The organism is Aquamicrobium defluvii (assembly GCF_004363725.1).
Classification (GTDB): Bacteria; Pseudomonadota; Alphaproteobacteria; order Rhizobiales; family Rhizobiaceae; genus Mesorhizobium; species Mesorhizobium defluvii.
The window spans coordinates 161,018-177,966 of the sequence record NZ_SNZF01000001.1; the positions used below are offsets into that span (position 1 = coordinate 161,018).

General features: G+C 63.8%; 18 protein-coding genes. 9 read left to right on the forward strand and 9 right to left on the reverse strand.

Features of this window, described 5'->3' with window-relative positions; genetic code table 11:
• Positions 1–106: 106 nt before the first annotated feature.
• The 7 genes from DES43_RS00805 to DES43_RS00835 form a co-directional block, all read right to left on the reverse strand.
• Entirely contained in the window at positions 107–2,137 is a 2,031-nt protein-coding gene (locus DES43_RS00805; protein WP_051520408.1) for an ASKHA domain-containing protein, read from the reverse strand.
• Between the two features lie 123 nt (positions 2,138–2,260).
• Complete coding sequence (locus tag DES43_RS00810) at positions 2,261–3,244, reverse strand: methyltetrahydrofolate cobalamin methyltransferase (protein WP_035023792.1); 984 nt, start codon at positions 3,242–3,244, stop codon at positions 2,261–2,263.
• Positions 3,245–3,311: 67 nt separating this feature from the next.
• On the reverse strand, positions 3,312–4,412 hold the full coding sequence (locus tag DES43_RS00815) for a methylenetetrahydrofolate reductase (protein WP_035023789.1): 1,101 nt from the start codon (positions 4,410–4,412) through the stop codon (positions 3,312–3,314).
• Positions 4,409–5,053 carry a methylenetetrahydrofolate reductase C-terminal domain-containing protein gene (locus tag DES43_RS00820; protein ID WP_051520398.1) on the reverse strand — a complete coding sequence of 215 codons (645 nt, stop codon included), beginning with the start codon at positions 5,051–5,053 and terminating at the stop codon, positions 4,409–4,411. The genes DES43_RS00815 and DES43_RS00820 overlap by 4 nt, the downstream gene beginning before the upstream one ends.
• Positions 5,046–5,348 (reverse strand): virulence factor, encoded by a 303-nt coding sequence (locus DES43_RS00825; protein ID WP_035023787.1) that lies wholly within the window; start codon positions 5,346–5,348, stop codon positions 5,046–5,048. The genes DES43_RS00820 and DES43_RS00825 overlap by 8 nt, the downstream gene beginning before the upstream one ends.
• 193 nt (positions 5,349–5,541) lie before the next feature.
• The gene (locus DES43_RS00830) at positions 5,542–6,111 is read right to left on the reverse strand and encodes a DUF4893 domain-containing protein (protein ID WP_133674766.1); all 570 of its coding nucleotides are present in this window, start codon (positions 6,109–6,111) and stop codon (positions 5,542–5,544) included.
• Positions 6,112–6,146: 35 nt separating this feature from the next.
• A complete protein-coding gene (locus DES43_RS00835; protein WP_035023784.1) occupies positions 6,147–6,788 on the reverse strand; it encodes a DUF1638 domain-containing protein in 642 nt (213 codons plus the stop codon).
• 64 nt (positions 6,789–6,852) lie between these two features.
• Here DES43_RS00835 and DES43_RS00840 point away from each other — a divergent pair, with 64 nt between their 5' ends.
• On the forward strand, positions 6,853–6,981 hold the full coding sequence (locus tag DES43_RS00840) for an entericidin A/B family lipoprotein (protein WP_063608040.1): 129 nt from the start codon (positions 6,853–6,855) through the stop codon (positions 6,979–6,981).
• Positions 6,982–7,047: 66 nt separating this feature from the next.
• Here DES43_RS00840 and DES43_RS00845 read toward each other — a convergent pair whose 3' ends face one another.
• Positions 7,048–7,746, reverse strand: a complete 699-nt coding sequence (locus DES43_RS00845) for a corrinoid protein (RefSeq protein WP_035023782.1) — start codon at positions 7,744–7,746, stop codon at positions 7,048–7,050.
• Between the two features lie 262 nt (positions 7,747–8,008).
• Here DES43_RS00845 and DES43_RS00850 point away from each other — a divergent pair, with 262 nt between their 5' ends.
• The 7 genes from DES43_RS00850 to DES43_RS00880 all read left to right on the forward strand — a co-directional run bounded on the left by DES43_RS00850 (position 8,009) and on the right by DES43_RS00880 (position 15,500).
• Positions 8,009–9,595: a trimethylamine methyltransferase family protein gene (locus DES43_RS00850; protein WP_035023780.1), complete on the forward strand. Its 1,587-nt coding sequence runs from the start codon at positions 8,009–8,011 to the stop codon at positions 9,593–9,595.
• Positions 9,596–9,690: 95 nt separating this feature from the next.
• Entirely contained in the window at positions 9,691–10,395 is a 705-nt protein-coding gene (locus tag DES43_RS00855; RefSeq protein WP_133674767.1) for a 4Fe-4S dicluster domain-containing protein, read from the forward strand.
• 92 nt (positions 10,396–10,487) lie between these two features.
• Positions 10,488–11,165: a FadR/GntR family transcriptional regulator gene (locus DES43_RS00860; protein WP_035023778.1), complete on the forward strand. Its 678-nt coding sequence runs from the start codon at positions 10,488–10,490 to the stop codon at positions 11,163–11,165.
• Positions 11,162–12,484 carry a CynX/NimT family MFS transporter gene (locus DES43_RS00865; protein WP_051520396.1) on the forward strand — a complete coding sequence of 441 codons (1,323 nt, stop codon included), beginning with the start codon at positions 11,162–11,164 and terminating at the stop codon, positions 12,482–12,484. Before DES43_RS00860 ends, DES43_RS00865 begins: the two co-directional genes overlap by 4 nt.
• 55 nt (positions 12,485–12,539) lie before the next feature.
• Positions 12,540–13,100: an RNA polymerase sigma factor gene (locus tag DES43_RS00870; RefSeq protein ID WP_035024104.1), complete on the forward strand. Its 561-nt coding sequence runs from the start codon at positions 12,540–12,542 to the stop codon at positions 13,098–13,100.
• Between the two features lie 2 nt (positions 13,101–13,102).
• A complete protein-coding gene (locus DES43_RS00875) occupies positions 13,103–15,100 on the forward strand; it encodes a vWA domain-containing protein (protein ID WP_035023776.1) in 1,998 nt (665 codons plus the stop codon).
• Between the two features lie 136 nt (positions 15,101–15,236).
• Entirely contained in the window at positions 15,237–15,500 is a 264-nt protein-coding gene (locus DES43_RS00880) for a hypothetical protein (protein ID WP_035023774.1), read from the forward strand.
• A gap of 105 nt (positions 15,501–15,605) precedes the next feature.
• Here the strand turns inward: DES43_RS00880 and bmt are convergent, their stop codons facing one another.
• On the reverse strand, positions 15,606–16,616 hold the full coding sequence (gene bmt, locus DES43_RS00885) for a betaine--homocysteine S-methyltransferase (RefSeq protein ID WP_035023772.1): 1,011 nt from the start codon (positions 16,614–16,616) through the stop codon (positions 15,606–15,608).
• Positions 16,617–16,789: 173 nt separating this feature from the next.
• Between bmt and DES43_RS22610 the strand changes: the two genes are divergently transcribed.
• Positions 16,790–16,915 (forward strand): capsid protein, encoded by a 126-nt coding sequence (locus DES43_RS22610; RefSeq protein ID WP_198027467.1) that lies wholly within the window; start codon positions 16,790–16,792, stop codon positions 16,913–16,915.
• The last annotated feature ends 34 nt before the right edge of the window (positions 16,916–16,949 follow it).

Sequence of the window (16,949 nt, forward strand, 5' to 3'; positions counted from 1 at the left end):
GCCTGAAGCGTGTGGCGATCTTTCAGATTCGCTCCTTACGCTTTAAGTTCATGTTTTCACGCATGTCGTTGTCCCGAAACCGATTCTCGATTTCGGGCGGCATGCCTTATCCGCGCCGCCGCGCGGCGCGTTCCTCGCGGGAGCGGCGACGAGGGGCCGCGCCGACACCGGCCTCCGGCCCGTCTCCGGTTACAGCCTTCCTTGGCGGCAGCTTCACCGCTTCGGAAAGCTTCGGGAACGGATCGACCTTGTTGGGCAGCGCCATGGCGTCGATGAAGAGCTGCTGGAAATGCGGCTCCAGCGCGGTTTCGATCTTCTCGATCTTCCTCACCTCGTCCTCGATCTCGCGCCGGTGGTCGCGGTTGAGCAGCGCCATCAGCGCCCCGGTGCCCGAGGCGTTGCCCACGGCCTTGACGTCGGCGAGGTCGCAATCGGGGATGAGGCCGAGCACCATCGCGTATTTCGGATCGATGAAGGAGCCGAATGCGCCGGCGAAGCGTATCAGGTCGACATGGTCGATGCCCTGCTTTTCCATCAGCAGCTTGACGCCGGCATAGAGCGCGGCCTTGGCGAGCTGGATGGCGCGCACATCGTTCTGCGTGACCGCGATGCGGGGCTCGCCGTCGCGCAGCAGATAGGAGAAGGTGCGGCCGTTCTGGAAGATGCGCGGCGAGCGGGCGGCCATGTCGCCGTCGATCACGCCGTCCTCGGAAATGATGCCGGACAGATACATTTCCGCCACCACCTCGATGATGGCCGAGCCGCAGATGCCGGTGACGCCGACAGCGCCGGTGGCTTCCTCGAAGCCCTCCTCGTCGGACCATTTGTCGACGCCGATGACGCGGAATTTTGGCTCAAGCGTTTGCGCGTCGATGCGCACGCGCTCGATGGCGCCGGGGGCGGCGCGCTGGCCGGATGAAATCTCCGCGCCCTCGAAGGCCGGTCCCGTGGGCGAGGAGGCGGCGACGACCCGTTCGCGATTGCCGAGGATGATCTCGGCATTCGTGCCGACATCGACCAGCAGCATCATCCCGTCCTGACGATACGGCCCTTCCGAAAGGGCAGCGCCCGCCGCATCGGCTCCGACATGGCCGGCGATGCAGGGCAGCGTGTAGAGGCGTGCGCCGCGATTGATGTCGATGTCGAGCTCATGCGCCCAGTAGTGCATCGCGCCGGACACGGCGAGCGCAAAGGGGGCCTGGCCCAGCTCGGTCGGGTCGATGCCGAGGAACAGGTGGTGCATGATCGGGTTGGCGACGAACACGGCGTCGAGAATGTCGTTGCGGTCCACCCCGCCTTCCGCGCACACCTTGCCGATCAGCCCGTTGACGGCCTCGCGCACGGCCTTGGTCATGGCCTCGCGCCCGTCCGGGTTCATCATCACATAGGAGACGCGGCTCATGAGGTCTTCGCCGAAGCGGATCTGCGGATTGGGCGCGCCGGAGGAGGCGACGATGCGGCCCGACAGCAGCGACACCAGATGCATGGCGATGGTGGTCGAGCCGATGTCGCAGGCGATGCCGTAGGCTTCGTTCTTCAGCCCCGGCCACATGGCGATGATGAAGGGGCGCGAAATGTCCATGTCGCGATGGATGGCTACGGTGACGCCCCAGTTCTCCTTGCGCAACATGCCCTGCACCTGCGGCACGATATGGGCGGCGATCAGCGGGTCTTTCCAGCCCCAGTCTTTCTCCAGCACCAGCTTCATGCGGTCGAGATCGCCCAGCGGCTTGTGCATGTCGGGCTCGTCCACCTCGACATAGCAGAGCTGGACCGCCGGGTTGCGGTCGATGTGCCGGTCGACGGCGGCCTTGCGCACCACCTGCGCGTTGATGACCGTGTCCTGTGGCACGTCCACCACCAGGTCCCCCTGGATCGTGGCTGAGCAGGAGAGTCGCCTGCCTTCGGGCAGGCCGCGCACGCGTTCGTAGCGTTCCTCCTTGGGGCCCTTGGGCGATATGTGGTCGAGGGTCGAGACGATCTGGTGCTTGGCGAAGTTGCCTTCCTGCACCTCGATCTGGCAGCGGCCGCAGGTGGCGCGACCGCCGCATACGCTTTCCACATAGACGCCGAGCTGACGCGCGGCATCGAGGACAGGGGTTCCGACAGGAAAACGCCCGCGCTTGCCCGATGGCATGAACAGCACGAGTGGGTCGGTCTTGTTGAGCGGTGCGTTCAATTCCTGCCTGCCTGCTACCGGATGCTCCTCATCCGGGCTTCCTGCGGACCGGTTCCGCGAGAGCCCGCACGGACTGATTTTCTATCCCAACACCGCCCGGCGCGCGTCACGACCGCCGCGCCGGCGTCCGCCGTTGCCGGCGGATGCGGCGCCATCGGCCGAGGGCGCGTTGACCGCCACGGGGGCGGGCGCTGCATGCACACCCGGCTTGTAATCCTTGTAGGTCTTGATCCATGTCGTGCAGTCCCTGTCCGTTCCGGCCAGCACATTGGCGCCGCGCACGGCTTCCATTTCCTGCGGGCGGCAGGGATTCATGATCGCCGAGGTCATTCCTGCTCCGATCACCATCGGGATGAAGGCGGCGTTGATGCCGTGACGATGCGGCAGGCCGAAGGAGATGTTGGAAAGGCCGCAGGTGGTGTTGACCTTCAGTTCCTCGCGCAGGCGGCGCAGCAGGGCGAACACCTGACGCCCGGCATCGCCCAGAGCGCCGATAGGCATCACCAGCGGATCGACCACCACGTCATGGGCCGGGATACCATGGTCGGCGCAACGCTCGACGATCTTCTTCGCCACGGCGAAGCGCACGTCCGGGTCCATGGAAATGCCGGTCTCGTCATTGGAAATGGCGACCACGGGCACGTTGTATTTCTTCACCAGCGGAAGGATGGCTTCCAGCTTCTCCTCCTCGCCGGTGACGGAGTTCACCAGCGGCCGGCCCTTCGCCACCTTCAGCGCCGCCTCGATGGCAGCGGTGACCGAAGAGTCGATCGACAGCGGAAGGTCGACGAGATTCTGCACAATCTCCAGCGTTTGTACCAGCAAGCCGGGCTCGGTGGCATTGGGGTCGACGGCGGTGACGCCGGCATTGACGTCGAGCATCGTGGCGCCGGCCGCCGCCTGCTCCAGCGCGTCCTTCTTCACCGTCTCGAAATTGCCTTCGATCATCTCGGCAGCGAGCTTCTTGCGCCCTGTCGGGTTGATGCGCTCGCCGATGACGCAGAATGGCTGGTCGAAGCCGATGACGATTTCCCTGGTCGCCGAGGCGACGATCGTGCGGGTCATGCAATGTCTCCGTTGATAGAGAGAATTCCGTTTTGCCTCATGTTGGCGGGCGCGCGGGCCGCCGGTATCAATGCGCGCTCCTGACCATGTCCACCTGCTTTTCGGTCACGTCCTCGCCGAGAATGTGCTCCAGCCGCTCGGCAACCAGCGCATCGTCGGCGCGCGCCTCGCGCTTCCATGGCCGCCGGCCCCTGAGAACTCCGGATTCGTCGACGATCTCGGCAACATATTCTTCCTGCCGGTAGGCCATGACATGCACGCCGGAAACGCCGGAAATTTCCTTGACCTCGTCGATGATGTCGATGCACAGCCGCTTGCCTTCGGCTTTCTGGTCCTGCGCGCCCTCCAGCCTTCTGATGACGGCATCGGGAATGTGGATGCCCGGCACGTTTGAGCGAATCCATTTCGCGGTCCTGGCTGAGGCGAGCGGGCCGACACCACACAGGATGAACACCTTATCCGTCAGGCCGAGGTCGCGGGCCCGCTGCATGAAGTCACGGAACATCGGCACGTCGAAGCAATACTGGGTCTGCACGAACTGCGCGCCGGCTGCGATCTTCTTGCCCAGATGGATCGGGCGAAAGTCGAATGGCGGGGCAAACGGGTTGACCGCCGCGCCGAGAAAGACCTGCGGCGGCGTTGTCAGCTTGCGCCCCGACAGGAATTTTCCATTGTCGCGCATGACGCGTATCGTCTCCAGCAGCGACATGGAATCGAGATCGAACACGGGTTTGGCACCGGGCTGGTCTCCCGCTTGCACACCGTCGCCGGTCAGGCACAATATGTTGGCCACGCCCATGGCCGCGGCGCCCAGCACGTCGCCCTGTATGGCGATGCGGTTCCTGTCGCGGCAGGCAATCTGCATGATCGGGGCGTAGCCCATGCGGGTGAGCAGGGCGCAGATGCCGACCGACGACATGTGGCAGTTCGCGCCGGAGGCGTCCACGGCATTGATGCCGTCCACCCAGCCATCGAAGATTTTTGCCCGGTTGTAGACGTCTTCCGGGTCGGCGCTGTCTGGCGGATTGAGCTCGGTCGTGACCGCGAACTCACCGCGTCGCAACACCCTTTCCAGCCTTCCGCGCGAGAAATGGCCGGGCAGCGGTTCCAGCGGCAGGTGCGCGCCTGCCGGATTTTCGTCGGGATGTCGGTGCTGCGCGGCGTTCATGCGGCGGCTCCGACGTCTGTCGAGGTCTTCGCCTGTTCGCGCGCGGCCGCGGCCTGCGCGGTGACGCGCAGCCAGGCGGAGGTCTCGCGCAGCGACTGATCGACCGGGTTCTGCACGTTGAGGATGGCATCGCCCTTCACCATGTTGCGCGAGCCTTCCCATGCCTTGACCCAGACGCAGGGCATGTCCGGCTCGACCTCGCAGTTGCCGTTGGCGCGCACGCCTCCGCAAGGCCCGTTGCGCAACTGCTTGGGGCAGTTCATGGGACAGGACATGCCGGTCGAGGAGAGGATGCACTGGCCGCACATGCGGCAGTCGAACATGAACCCCTTTACCCGTTTCTCGACGAACTTGACTGGCGCTTCGACCCGGCCATAGCCGATCGCCTTCCACAGCGGGTGCAAGGCGAGGAAAGTCTCGGCCAGGCGGGCGTATACCCACTCCAGCAGGCGGGAATGGCGCACGGACCACAGCCGCACCGACCAGGAGCGCTGCATGCGCCGCTGCGGCGACACGTCGGCGGGCTTGTAGTCGCTCTTCGGCGCATTTTTCCTGACCGCCGCCGCCTGCGTGGTCGTGCCGGTTGCGGCGGGCGGGATGCCGGCCCCGATGGGCACGGGCTTGATCGGGGTGTCAGCCATTTTCCTTGCCACCGGCTTTGGCCAGAGCGACGAGCCGCTCCCGGCCATATTGCGCTTCGAGTTCGGCTGCCGCCTTTTCCGCCTCCGCTTCGAGGTCGTCGCCCACTCCCACAGGCTCGGATTTGCGCCATTCGGCGAGATAGTCGTCGCTCTGCGCCGCTCCGGAGCGCATCGCGGCCATGTCTATGGCCTCGGTGAAACGCAGCGACAGCTCGCGTTTGGCGTTCTGCCGTCCTTTGCGAACGATCACCTGTGCGGGAATATCACGCCAGTAGAGGACAACCAGATCGGCCATGAGCTGCACTCTTCACAAGAGGTGCATGTCTTCCTTCCGAAACCGGTTCCCGCTTTCGGGAGACATGCTCTGGTCTGGAGCATTGCCGCAACCACCGGGGTGCCGCTTCTCATGGGGCGACGCGCGACCATTCAAAAACGACGCTGAATGCGACATTTGCCGGGGCGATGCCGCCAAAAGAAAAGCGAAGGGCTCAGCGCCGCAATTCAAGTATGTCGAGCAGGGATTCCCGCTGCGGCCGGGGAAATTCGATGCGCCATTCATCAGTGCCCGTGCGGAAGGCATAGCCCACCTGATCCATCTCCGGATCGGCGGCGTAGTCGCTGGCGGGGTCGTCGTTGTAGCGAAGCGAGCCGAGATAAATCGCACGCTTGTCCCCGTCGTCGTAAAGCCGCCCCCGCGTGCGCTGCGAACCGCTTGTCTTGTCCAGCAGCCAGCCGGATCCGTCATCGGTGACCTTGCAGCGGAACCAGTCGTAGATGACCAGCGTCCCGATCCCGCCAGCCTTGATGGTGCGGCATCGCCAGTCGCCGGTCAGGTCCGTGTCGGAGAAGGCGATAGCGGGGCGGGCAAGGATTTGTTCCAGAACGGCGACGTCTTCCGGATTGCCCCCGTGGGCTTCATCGAGCGCTGACCTGCGCGTGCTTTCATAGCTTTCGAGCCGGGCCGCGTCGGCGGGAGTGATCAGCTTCTGGACCTCGCCGTCGGCCAGGGCGGGCGCTGCGGCAAGAAGCGAGGCAAACATTATAATGGCAAGTTTCATGGCCGTCCTGTCCGGCACGCCCCATCAGCCACCCATTACATGACAGGAGGCACCGCTCGTGCAAGACCCGGCACGAGATCGCCATAACCGGTGGCGCGCCGTTCATAGGCGAGGCCGAGCATTCTTGCGGCGTTCTCGGCCACCGCATCCAGAGCTGGATCGTCGGTCTGGGCGAGATAGATCAGCTTCTCGTAGTTGCCGAAATAATCCGGGATCAGCTCGGGATGACGGTCGAGACCCAGCGGTTTCATGAAGAACGCGTCGAACTGGCGGCACAGGAAGTCGGTCATGTAGAACGACATCATGTCCGCATCCTCGACCTTCCTGTAGGCTTCCAGTCCCTGATAGAAGGCAAAGCAGTGCGGTCCGGCCATGCGTTCGACGCCGTGCTTTTCGCATATGCGGTCGAGCAGCCCGCCGGTGCCGCAATCGGCATAGCCGACGAAGATATGCCGGTAGCCATCGGACTTCGCCTGCTCGATGGCCTTGTCCATGGCCGGTGCGATGCGGTCCGGGTAGAAGTGATATTCCGCAGGCAGGCAGGTGAGATCGAGATGGCCGAGGCCAAGCTGCTCCTTAACGGCCAGAACCTCGCGCGCAATCATGCCACAGGCGATGACCAGCACCCGCTCGGGACGGGTGGGAGGCGTTCTTTCCTGTTTTTGTACGGTTGCCATGGAACCAGTACGACCGCTTTTCGTTGCATTCAGGCGAAACTACCGAACGAGGGAGACACCATTCATGTCACGTCTTGCGCCTGTTGCCGTTCTCGTCTGCGCCCTTGCATTGGCCGCCTGCGCCAACACCGTCCGCGGTGTCGGTCAGGATGTGAAGTCGACCGCCAACGCCGTCGAGGATACGGTCAACTGACCCTTTTTCCCGTTCCGGGAATGGAACAAGGCCGCGCCGCAAGGAGCGGCCTTTTCCGTATATGCCTCAGGCCGAAGCACGCAGATTGTGCTTGCGGTTCATGAAATCCTTGGCGGTCTCGACCGCCACGGCCGCGTCGCGGCAATATGCGTCCGCTCCCACGGCCTTGCCGAACTCCTCGTTCAGCGGCGCGCCGCCGACCAGCACCACATAGTCGTCGCGGATGCCCTTTTCCTTCATCGTGTCGATGACCACCTTCATGTAGGGCATGGTCGTGGTGAGCAGGGCCGACATGCCGACAATGTCAGGCTGGTGCTCCTCGATCGCTTCCAGATATTTTTCGACCGGATTGTTGATGCCAAGGTCGATGACGTCGAATCCCGCGCCTTCCATCATCATGCCAACGAGGTTCTTGCCGATGTCGTGGATGTCGCCCTTGACCGTGCCGATCACCAGCTTGCCCTGCTTGGGCGCGCCGGTAGCCGCCAGCAGCGGGCGCAGGATGGCCATTCCGGCCTTCATCGCGTTGGCGGAAAGCAGCACTTCCGGCACGAACAGGATGCCGTCGCGAAAATCCTCGCCGACGATGCGCATTCCTTCCACCAAAGCCTCGGTCAGCACCTTGTAGGGCAGCCAGCCACGGTCGAGAAGGATTTGCGTCCCTTCCTCGATCTCTTCCTTCAGGCCGTCGTAAAGGTCGTCATGCATCTGCTGGACGAGTTCGTCGTCGGAAAGTTCGGAAAGGATGATCTCGTCGTCGGCCATAATCCCACTCCAGATTGGCGCGTCCCGGTTGCCGCTTTTGCTGCGGACAACGATCGCTCCATAATAGGTACATAAGGCGCGTTTGCGGCCATGGCTGATTTGCGACTTCCTGCAATGGGAAAGCGACTGGCATAAGGCTTTGGTCCCTGTCGATTTTGCGACAGAGGCTGGCGCTGTGGAGCCGTTTCGGGGCCGATGCATGGCTACGATCCGGCAAGGAGCGGCGCATGCGCGCCAGGATCGGTTTTCGGGGAAAAGCACCATGAGCGATAGCGCGGCAGTCGATCAGGAAGCAGCAGGCGCCCGCCGGGCGCGCGGAGCCGGGCGAGGCGCCGGTGGAGGCGCTGCCGCCCGCAGGGCGGCGCGTGCAGGCGGAGGGCCGGGCATCCAGCTCACCTACATCACCCGCAAGATGGGCGTCTACGAGGTGCTGGACGAGGAAGGTCTGGCGCTGATCGAGAAAAATGCCGACACGGTGCTGGAGGAAACCGGCATCATCTTCCGCGACGATGCCGAGGCGCTGGAGATGTGGAAGCAGGCCGGCGCCGATGTGCGCGGCGAGCGCGTGCATTTCCCCAAGGGTCTGTGCCGGTCGCTGCTCAGGAGCGCGCCGTCCACCTACACCCAGCATGCGCGCAATCCCGAGCGCTCGGTGCAGATCGGCGGCAAGGCCACCGTGTTCGCGCCGGTCTACGGCCCGCCCTTCGTGCGCGATCTCGACGGCAACCGCCGCTATGCGACGATCGAGGATTTCCGCAATTTCGTGAAGCTCGCCTACATGGCGCCGTCGATCCACCATTCCGGCGGCACCGTGTGCGAGCCGGTGGACGTGCCGGTGAACAAGCGCCATCTCGACATGGTCTATTCGCACATCCGCTATTCGGACAAGCCGTTCATGGGGTCGGTGACCGCGCCTGAGCGCGCCGAGGACACGGTGGCCATGGCCAAGATCGTGTTCGGCGACGATTTCGTCGAGAACAACACGGTGCTCACCAGCCTGATCAACGCCAATTCGCCGATGGTGTTCGACGAGACCATGCTGGGTGCGGCCAAGGTCTATGCCCGCCACAATCAGGCATGCATCGTCACGCCCTTCATTCTTGCCGGGGCCATGAGCCCGGTGACGGTGGCCGGCACGCTGACGCAGGTTCTGGCCGAGGTGCTGGCGGGCGCTGCCTTTACGCAACTTGTGCGCCCTGGCGCGCCGGTGCTGTTCGGCACCTTCGCTTCGTCCATCTCCATGCAATCCGGCGCGCCGACCTTCGGCACGCCGGAGCCGTCGCTCGTTTCCTACGGAGCTGCGCAGCTTGCGCGGCGGCTCAACCTGCCGTTCCGCACGGGCGGGTCGCTGTGCGCCTCCAAGATCCCGGATGCGCAGGCGGCCTATGAGAGCGCCAATACGCTCAATTCCACGGTTCTGGCCGGAACCAACTTCGTGCTGCACGCCGCCGGCTGGCTGGAGGGCGGTCTGGCTTCCTGCTACGAGAAATTCATGATGGATATCGACCAGCTCGGCATGCAGCAGAAGTTCTGCGAAGGCGTGGACCTGTCCGAGAACGGGCAGGCAATGGATGCGATCCGGCAGGTGGGGCCGGGTAGCCACTTCCTCGGCTGCGACCATACGCAGGCCAATTTCCAGAGCGCATTCTACCGCTCCAGCATCGCCGACAACAATTCCTACGAGCAGTGGCTGGCCGAGGGCGAGAAGACAGCGCCGCAACGCGCCAACCAGATCGCCCGCCAGTGGCTGGAAAGCTACGAGGCGCCGTTCCTCGACCCCGGCATCGATGACGGCCTGAAGGATTTCATCGCCCGCAAGAAGGAATCCATGCCGGACGCATTCACCTGAAAGGAGCCCGAGACAGGCCGGGCTAAAGTGGCCAGCATCATACACAAGGAAGTCTGGCGGAGCGCCTTCTCCGGGCCGGACCGGAAATGATTGCCATGTCCGGCAGCAGCGTATGGGGCGAGGTCTGGCAGCAGCGCATAGCTGACGCCTTGGCGGCGCACGGTCTTCTGATACGTGGCGGCCTCAATTTCACGCCGGATGAGCATGCTCCGCCCGGGCCGGCGGAAAGGCCGGCGCGTGCCGTGCTCCTCGTGGGACAGGCCGGGGCCAGACCATGGCCGCATTTCATGCGCTGGCGGCGCGAACGGCCAGAAGTGCGGGAAAATCCTCTCGATACCTGGTCGCGCGAGGTCATTGCCTCTGTCGCCGCACGTTTCGGAGCCAGAGCCGTTTCGCCCAGCGACCGGCCTTTCCTGCCGTTCCAGCAGTGGGCGATGCGGGCCGAGGGGTTGAAGCCGTCGCCGCTGGGCATTCTCATGCATCCCGAATACGGGCTCTGGCATGCCTATCGCGGCGCGCTGCTGTTCGATCATGAGATTACGGTCGAAGTGCCTCAGAAGACGATTCATCGCTGCGATGCATGTATCGGAAAACCTTGCATGAATGCCTGTCCGGTCGATGCCTGTTCGGTGCAGGGCTTCGACCATCGTGCCTGCCTTTCGCATGTGCGGGGCCCGCTGGGCGATGCTTGCAGGCAAGGTGGCTGCCTCGATCGCAATGCATGTCCGTATGGCGCGGCCTATCGCTATCCGGCAGAGGTGCAGGCGTTCCATATGGCTGCTTTCGCTTCTCCGACATGAGAGCTGCGCACGGCATGTGACGGTTCCTCTCTGTGCGATTGACTCTGTCGCCCGCCAAGTTTAACTAAAGTCATCAGATGATTTGATGACTCATGAAGCAAGCGATACGAACCAACCTTACCGAGAGTGCGGCGACCAGCCTGCGATCCGAAATCGCTGCGGGGCGATGGCCTGTTGGCGAGCGTATCCCCAATGAAGCGACGCTCGTCGAAATGCTTGGTGTCAGCCGCGGAACGGTGCGGGAAGCGGTGCGCGCGCTGGTCTCGCAGGGGCTTCTGGAAACCCGGCAGGGCTCCGGCACCTATGTGCTGGCGACGGCGGATCCTGCGGCTGCCCTCGACCGCGTCAGGCAGACCTGCCTGCGCGATCAATGGGAGGCACGTGCGCTTCTCGATGTCGAGGCGGCACGGCTTGCCGCCCTGCGCCACACGCCAGCGGACATCGCGACCCTGCGCCGGCTGCTGTCGGAGCGGGGCACGGTTGCGGATGGCGGGCGCGAGGCTTTCATCCGGCGCGATCTTGCCTTTCACCGTGCCGTGGTCAGGGCATCCGGCAATCAGGCGATGGTCGAAATCTACGATTTCTTCACGGCGGCCATCACGGACGTGATCGGCTCGACGCTGCAAGGCGATCTGCCCGAGCCCAACGATCAGGCTCATGCGCAGATCGTGGAGGCTGTTGCATCCGGCGACCCGGACAGGGCGGCCGCATCCGTTCGCGCCTTCATGGCGCCTGTTCTTCTCCAGCTCGATAGGCTTCTCTCCAGATGACCGTCAATACATCCGCCTCCGGCGCATCGGGATCTCATATCGTGCCCGATGCGCTCGAAGAGCAACTGGTCGATGCAGAGGCCGACAGCCTGCCGCCTCCGGCACCGCCCAAATTCGCCAGCCCGACCGCGCGTCTGCTGTTTGCGATCAGCCTGGTGCTGATCGCCTTCAACCTGAGGCCGATCTTTCCATCGCTTTCCGTCGTTTTACCGGAGGTTATCCGCGACACCGGCCTGTCCACGGTGGGAGCCAGCCTGCTGACCACGCTTCCCGTGCTCTGCCTTGGGCTTTTCGCGCCTTTCGCGCCGGGGCTGGCGCAGCGATATGGCGCGGAGCGGACGCTTATGGGTGCGTTGGTGTTGCTGACCGCCGGAACCGCCCTGCGGGGCATCGACTCGGTCGCATTGCTGTTCTTCGGCACGTTTGCCGCCGGGGCGGCCATTGCGGTTTCCAACGTGCTGCTGCCGGGCGTGGTGAAACGCGACTTTCCCGAGCGTGCTGCCATCATGACCGGTCTCTACACCATGGCGCTCTGCGCCGGATCGGCGGCGGCGGCCGGGCTGACCTTGCCGCTCGAACATGTGCTCGGCTCATGGCCCGCGGCGCTTGCCGCGTGGGCCGTGCCCGCGTTTGCGGTGCTGCTGCTCTTCATCCCGCAGGCCATGCGGGTGAAGCCGCAGGCCGCTCATACCGGCTTTCGGGTGGAGGGCCTGTGGCGCGACCGTCTGGCCTGGCAGGTGACACTGTTCACCGGGCTGCAATCGGCGCTCGCCTATTGCGTATTCGGCTGGCTGGCTCCGATGCTGCGCGAGCGGGGTTTCGAGCCGACGGTCGCCGGCGGCATCGTATCGCTCTCGGTCATGGTGCAGGTGGTGACATGTCTTGGCGTGCCGTCCTTCGCCATTCGCTGCAAGGACCAGCGCGGCGTCAACGTCGCACTGGTGCTGTGCGCGACGGCAGGTTTGCTCGGCATGATGTTCGCACCGATGTGGTCGGTGCTGTTGTGGGCCGTCTTGCAGGGCATAGGGCAGGGCGGACTGATCGCAGCGGCGATGATCGTCATCGTGCTGCGTTCCTCCGATTCGCATGTTGCAGCCCATCTCTCGGGCATGGCGCAGGGTGTCGGCTATGTTCTGGCGGCTGTCGGACCGCTGCTTCTGGGACTGATCCGAAGCTGGACCGGCAGCTTCGATGCGGCAGCGCTGCTCATCGTCGCGCTCGGGCTGGGTGCCGGGGTGGCCGGCGCCGGCGCGGGAAGGGCCCTGCATGTCGGCGCGCGCACGGTACGGCTCGAAAGCCGCAAATCCCGAGCGCCATAATTTTTTTCCGCGCCACCCCAAGGAATGGTCAAACCGCGTCGTCCAAGGCACGATGATGGCTATGGTGCTGGATGACGGCGATACCGCGGATGCCGAGCTGATCGGCAGGGCGAGGAACGGGGACAGGGCGGCTTTCGGCGCACTGGTCGAAAGATATTACGATTTCGTCCGCCGTGTGGCCTGGCGCTGGAGCGGCAGCCGCGCAGACGCCGAAGACATCGCGCAGGAGGTCTGCGTGCGCATCGGTCGTTCGATCCGGTCCTATCAGGGCAATGGCGCGTTCACCACATGGCTCTATGCCATGACGTTGAACGCGGTGCGCGATATGGCCCGCAAGAACGCCCGCGAGACGGCAAAGGCGCAGGCTTATGGCGCCGAGCTTCTGACGGTGGCCGAGGCCGACGGCATGACGGACGAGGCGTCGGAGACCCTGTGGCATTGCGTTCGCGCATTGCCCGACAGGCAACGCGATGCCGTGCTTCTCGTCTATGGCGAGGGGTTGACCCACGCCGGGGCCGCCGCAGCCATGGCGATCTCGGAAGCGACGGTATCCTGGCACATCCATGAAGCGAAGAAGCGGCTGAAGGTGCTGATGCGCCAGGCCGGGGAAGTGTGACCATGGTCGATGACAAGGAACTCGGCAGGCTTGGCAGGATGCCCGCACCCGGCGCGAGCCCGGAATCGAAGGTGCGCGCCCTGCATGCGGCCATGCAGGCTTTCGACGCGAACGAGGAAATTTCGGGCGCACCCCAAGGAATGGACAGCAGGCAACGTCTCACCGATCGAGCACGCAAGCTCTGGAGAGACGTGATGCAGAAAAAACTGATTGCCGTTCCGGCCCTGGCCGGCCTCGTCGCCCTGCCGATCGCCGGTTATACGGCGCTTTATCTTTTGCAGGAATCGCCGTTCGGGGCGGGCCGGCAAGTTCCTGATGCAGTCGGGGAGGCAGCCGATCAGGTCGCCAGCCAGCCCCATGCAAAAACCGAGGCATCGGAGAACAGGGTGCGCGAGGCTTTCGCCGATGCCGAAGCGCCGGTGCCGCAGGCCGCGCCCGCGCCGACATCCGCGGAGGTACCCGCAGCCCGGACCAATGCGCCTTTGCAGGCGCAGATCGGGCGGGGAGGCGCCGCTCCGATGCAGCGCACGATTCTGGCTCCTCCCGTGCCGGAGCCTTATGTGCCTGCCAATCCAAACCGCGACCGGATCGGCAATTTCGACAGCAATCCGGTGCGCTCTGTCGCCGAACAGCCGGTCTCGACCTTCTCCGTCGATGTGGACACGGCTTCCTATGCCTATGTGCGCCGCTCGCTCAGGGAGGGTATGCTGCCGCAGGCCGATACCGTGCGGGTCGAGGAAATGGTCAACTATTTTCCTTACGACTGGAAAGGGCCGCAATCGGCCGAAACGCCATTCAACGCCGATGTGACTGTGATGCCCGCGCCGTGGAACGGCGAGCACAAGCTCATGCATGTCGCCATCAAGGGTTATGACGTGCAGCCGGCCGAAAAGCCGAAGTCCAATCTTGTCTTCCTCATCGACGTTTCCGGCTCGATGAACGAGCCGGACAAACTTCCGCTGCTGCAATCGGCCTTCCGCCTGCTGGTGAACCGGCTGGAGGCGGACGACACAGTGTCCATCGTCACCTATGCGGGCGAGGCCGGAACGGTTCTCGAACCCACGAAGGCATCGGAAAAGGCGAAGATCCTCGCCGCCATGGATGGATTGCTGGCAGGCGGGTCGACGGCCGGGGAGGCCGGCATCCGCGAAGCCTACCGGCTGGCGAAACAGTCTTTCGTGCAAGGTGGTGTGAACCGCATCATGCTGGCCACCGATGGCGACTTCAACGTCGGCCAGACCGATGACGGTGACCTGAAGCGCCTGATCGAAGAAGAGCGCAAGGCCGGAATCTTCCTTTCGGTTCTGGGCTTTGGGCGAGGAAACCTCAACGACAGCATGATGCAGACGATTGCCCAGAACGGCAACGGCACTGCCGCCTATATCGACACGCTGGCGGAGGCCGAAAAGGTTCTGGTGCAGGAATCGGCATCGACCCTGTTTCCCATCGCCAGCGATGTGAAAATCCAGGTCGAGTTCAACCCGCAGAAGGTGTCGGAATATCGGCTGATCGGTTATGAAACGCGCGCTCTCGCCCGCGAGGATTTCAACAACGACCGCGTCGATGCCGGCGATATCGGCTCAGGCCACTCGGTCACGGCAATCTATGAAATCACGCCGAAGGGCGCGGCCCAGCGTATCGATCCGCTGCGCTATGGCGAGGCATCGACCGACAATGGCGGGATTTCTGGTGCCGAAGAATATGCTTTCGTGAAGATCCGTTACAAGCTGCCGGGCGAAGATGTATCGAAACTCATCACCCGTCCGGTGACGGCCGCAGATGAGGTGATGTCACCTGAAGCGGCGAGTGTGGATCAGCGTTTCTCCGTGGCCGTTGCGGCTTTTGCGCAGAAACTGCGCCAGGAGGGAGAACTTGCCGGCTTCGGCTATGATCGCATCCTGCAAATGGCGTCCGAAGCCCGGGGGGCCGATCCGTTCGGCTACCGGTCGGAGTTCCTGGCGCTGGTGCGTCTGGCGCAGGCATTGTCGGACCGGAACTGACGGTTTCCGGTTTCCTTTGCAAACCGGCGACAGCTTCGCCGGTTTTTTCCGGATCGTTAAAATGCAACCAAACTGAAAGACGGCATCGAAATCCCTGCACACTATGGTGAGTGCTTCAGACACGGGGGCTCGTTGGATGCGCGTCGATGGATATGCAGGATCTGGCGCCTACGCGGCGCGCGAGAGCGTTGCCGGCAATCGCAGCAATTCCGAACAGATGATGAGCGCGGTGCAGGCGGCACGCCAGACGGCACTGTCGGCGCTCCACAACGAACGCTTCGGGGCCATGCTGGAGCGGATTTCCGATCCACGCTCCAGCGAAGCCGTGATGATGATGCGCGGCGGCGAGGGCGCGGTCAGGGATCAGGCGTCGGTGCTTTCCAGCTATACCGAGTTCTGAAGCATGTCGCCCGAAATCGGAAACCGGTTTCGGGACAAAGACATGCGTAAAAACAATTATTTAAAGCGTAAGGAGCAAAGCTGAAAGATCGCGATACGCTTTAAATCAGACTCTTGAACGGCGTCGTTCGCGCCTGCCTTCGCCAGCTTCATTGGGGCTTGCCGGCTTGTTGCGGAGGGGGCCGATGCGTTCGACGATGGTTTCGATGGTCGGGCGGACAGCCTTGCTGTGACTGTCCAGCGCTTCGCGCATGGCTGCCAGATGGGCGAAGGAGGTGCCACAGCAACCTCCTATGATTCTTGCCCCGGCGTCGACCGCAAGCCGCACATAATCGGCCATCAGTTCGGGTGTACCGGAGTAGCGGATTTCCGAGCCATGGAATTCGGGAATGCCGCAATTGCCCTTGACGATGACGGTCGCTTCCGGCTTCGCCCCGGTCATGTCGAGCAGCGAGGCGAGAATATCGGAGGCGCCGACGCCGCAATTGGCTCCGACCCCGAGCGGCGCTCGCTCCAAACCGTCCGCAACTCCATGGATATCCTTCGGCAGAAGGCCCATCATGGTGCGCCCGGCGGTGTCGAAGGAGCCGGTGTAGACATAGGGCATACCCACTCGGATGGCCGCCTCGGCTGCCGCGCGGATTTCATCGGGCGCCGACATGGTCTCGATCCATGCAATTTCCGCACCGCCCGCCTTGAGCCCCTCCATCTGCTCGGCAAAGGCGTCAACGGCTTCCTCGTAGGTGAGGGCGCCCAGCGGAACCAGCAATTCGCCTGTGGGGCCGACCGAACCGGCAACGATAACCTTGCGGCCTGCCTTGTCGGTAACCGAGCGGGCTATTTCGGCCGCTCGCCTGTTCAGTTCGTGAACGCGATCCTGCGCATGGTGCAACTTGAGCCGGTGGCGTGTGCCGCCGAACGAATTGGTGAGGATGATGTCGGCGCCGGCATCGACGAAATTCCGGTGCAGGGCGGCGATGGTGTCGGGCGCCGTATCGTTGAGCAGTTCGGGCGCCTCGCCCGCGGACAGGCCCATGGCGAACAGGTTCGTGCCGGTCGCGCCATCGGCAAGCAGCACGCCTTTTTCGGCGATCAGGGCCTCGATCGGATTTGTCATGGAGAACTGCCTTCGGCGTCTGTTTCCCCAGACATAAGGATTCACGGGCGGTTACGTCAATGCAGGTTGCGACAGGCATTTGCCTGCGCGCGGCGCAGGTTGCGACAGGAGTTTGCCTGCGCGCGGCGCGCTCCAAACTGGCGTTTCGCAATGCGCTTTGCTAGGATTGTGGCATGTGCTCGGCTGTAAACCATTCTGCGATGGGGTTCGTCGGGGCGACACCGTCGCCGCGCACGCGCCATGCCGAACTTCTGCGCCTGTGCGCGCGCATCGGCTATTCGCCGCACATCCTGACCTGAAATCCGCCACCGGCCAGCTTGCCGGACAGATTCA

What these genes read in the sequence shown, in the direction of transcription:
- DES43_RS00805 (WP_051520408.1), bottom strand. Translation starts at nt 2,137, where the DNA reads ATGCCATCGGGCAAGCGCGGGCGTTTTCCTGTCGGAACCCCTGTCCTC.
- DES43_RS00810 (WP_035023792.1), bottom strand. Translation starts at nt 3,244, where the DNA reads ATGACCCGCACGATCGTCGCCTCGGCGACCAGGGAAATCGTCATCGGC.
- DES43_RS00815 (WP_035023789.1), bottom strand. Translation starts at nt 4,412, where the DNA reads ATGAACGCCGCGCAGCACCGACATCCCGACGAAAATCCGGCAGGCGCG.
- DES43_RS00820 (WP_051520398.1), bottom strand. Translation starts at nt 5,053, where the DNA reads ATGGCTGACACCCCGATCAAGCCCGTGCCCATCGGGGCCGGCATCCCG.
- DES43_RS00825 (WP_035023787.1), bottom strand. Translation starts at nt 5,348, where the DNA reads ATGGCCGATCTGGTTGTCCTCTACTGGCGTGATATTCCCGCACAGGTG.
- DES43_RS00830 (WP_133674766.1), bottom strand. Translation starts at nt 6,111, where the DNA reads ATGAAACTTGCCATTATAATGTTTGCCTCGCTTCTTGCCGCAGCGCCC.
- DES43_RS00835 (WP_035023784.1), bottom strand. Translation starts at nt 6,788, where the DNA reads ATGGCAACCGTACAAAAACAGGAAAGAACGCCTCCCACCCGTCCCGAG.
- DES43_RS00840 (WP_063608040.1), top strand. Translation starts at nt 6,853, where the DNA reads ATGTCACGTCTTGCGCCTGTTGCCGTTCTCGTCTGCGCCCTTGCATTG.
- DES43_RS00845 (WP_035023782.1), bottom strand. Translation starts at nt 7,746, where the DNA reads ATGGCCGACGACGAGATCATCCTTTCCGAACTTTCCGACGACGAACTC.
- DES43_RS00850 (WP_035023780.1), top strand. Translation starts at nt 8,009, where the DNA reads ATGAGCGATAGCGCGGCAGTCGATCAGGAAGCAGCAGGCGCCCGCCGG.
- DES43_RS00855 (WP_133674767.1), top strand. Translation starts at nt 9,691, where the DNA reads ATGTCCGGCAGCAGCGTATGGGGCGAGGTCTGGCAGCAGCGCATAGCT.
- DES43_RS00860 (WP_035023778.1), top strand. Translation starts at nt 10,488, where the DNA reads ATGAAGCAAGCGATACGAACCAACCTTACCGAGAGTGCGGCGACCAGC.
- DES43_RS00865 (WP_051520396.1), top strand. Translation starts at nt 11,162, where the DNA reads ATGACCGTCAATACATCCGCCTCCGGCGCATCGGGATCTCATATCGTG.
- DES43_RS00870 (WP_035024104.1), top strand. Translation starts at nt 12,540, where the DNA reads ATGGCTATGGTGCTGGATGACGGCGATACCGCGGATGCCGAGCTGATC.
- DES43_RS00875 (WP_035023776.1), top strand. Translation starts at nt 13,103, where the DNA reads ATGGTCGATGACAAGGAACTCGGCAGGCTTGGCAGGATGCCCGCACCC.
- DES43_RS00880 (WP_035023774.1), top strand. Translation starts at nt 15,237, where the DNA reads ATGCGCGTCGATGGATATGCAGGATCTGGCGCCTACGCGGCGCGCGAG.
- bmt (WP_035023772.1), bottom strand. Translation starts at nt 16,616, where the DNA reads ATGACAAATCCGATCGAGGCCCTGATCGCCGAAAAAGGCGTGCTGCTT.
- DES43_RS22610 (WP_198027467.1), top strand. Translation starts at nt 16,790, where the DNA reads ATGTGCTCGGCTGTAAACCATTCTGCGATGGGGTTCGTCGGGGCGACA.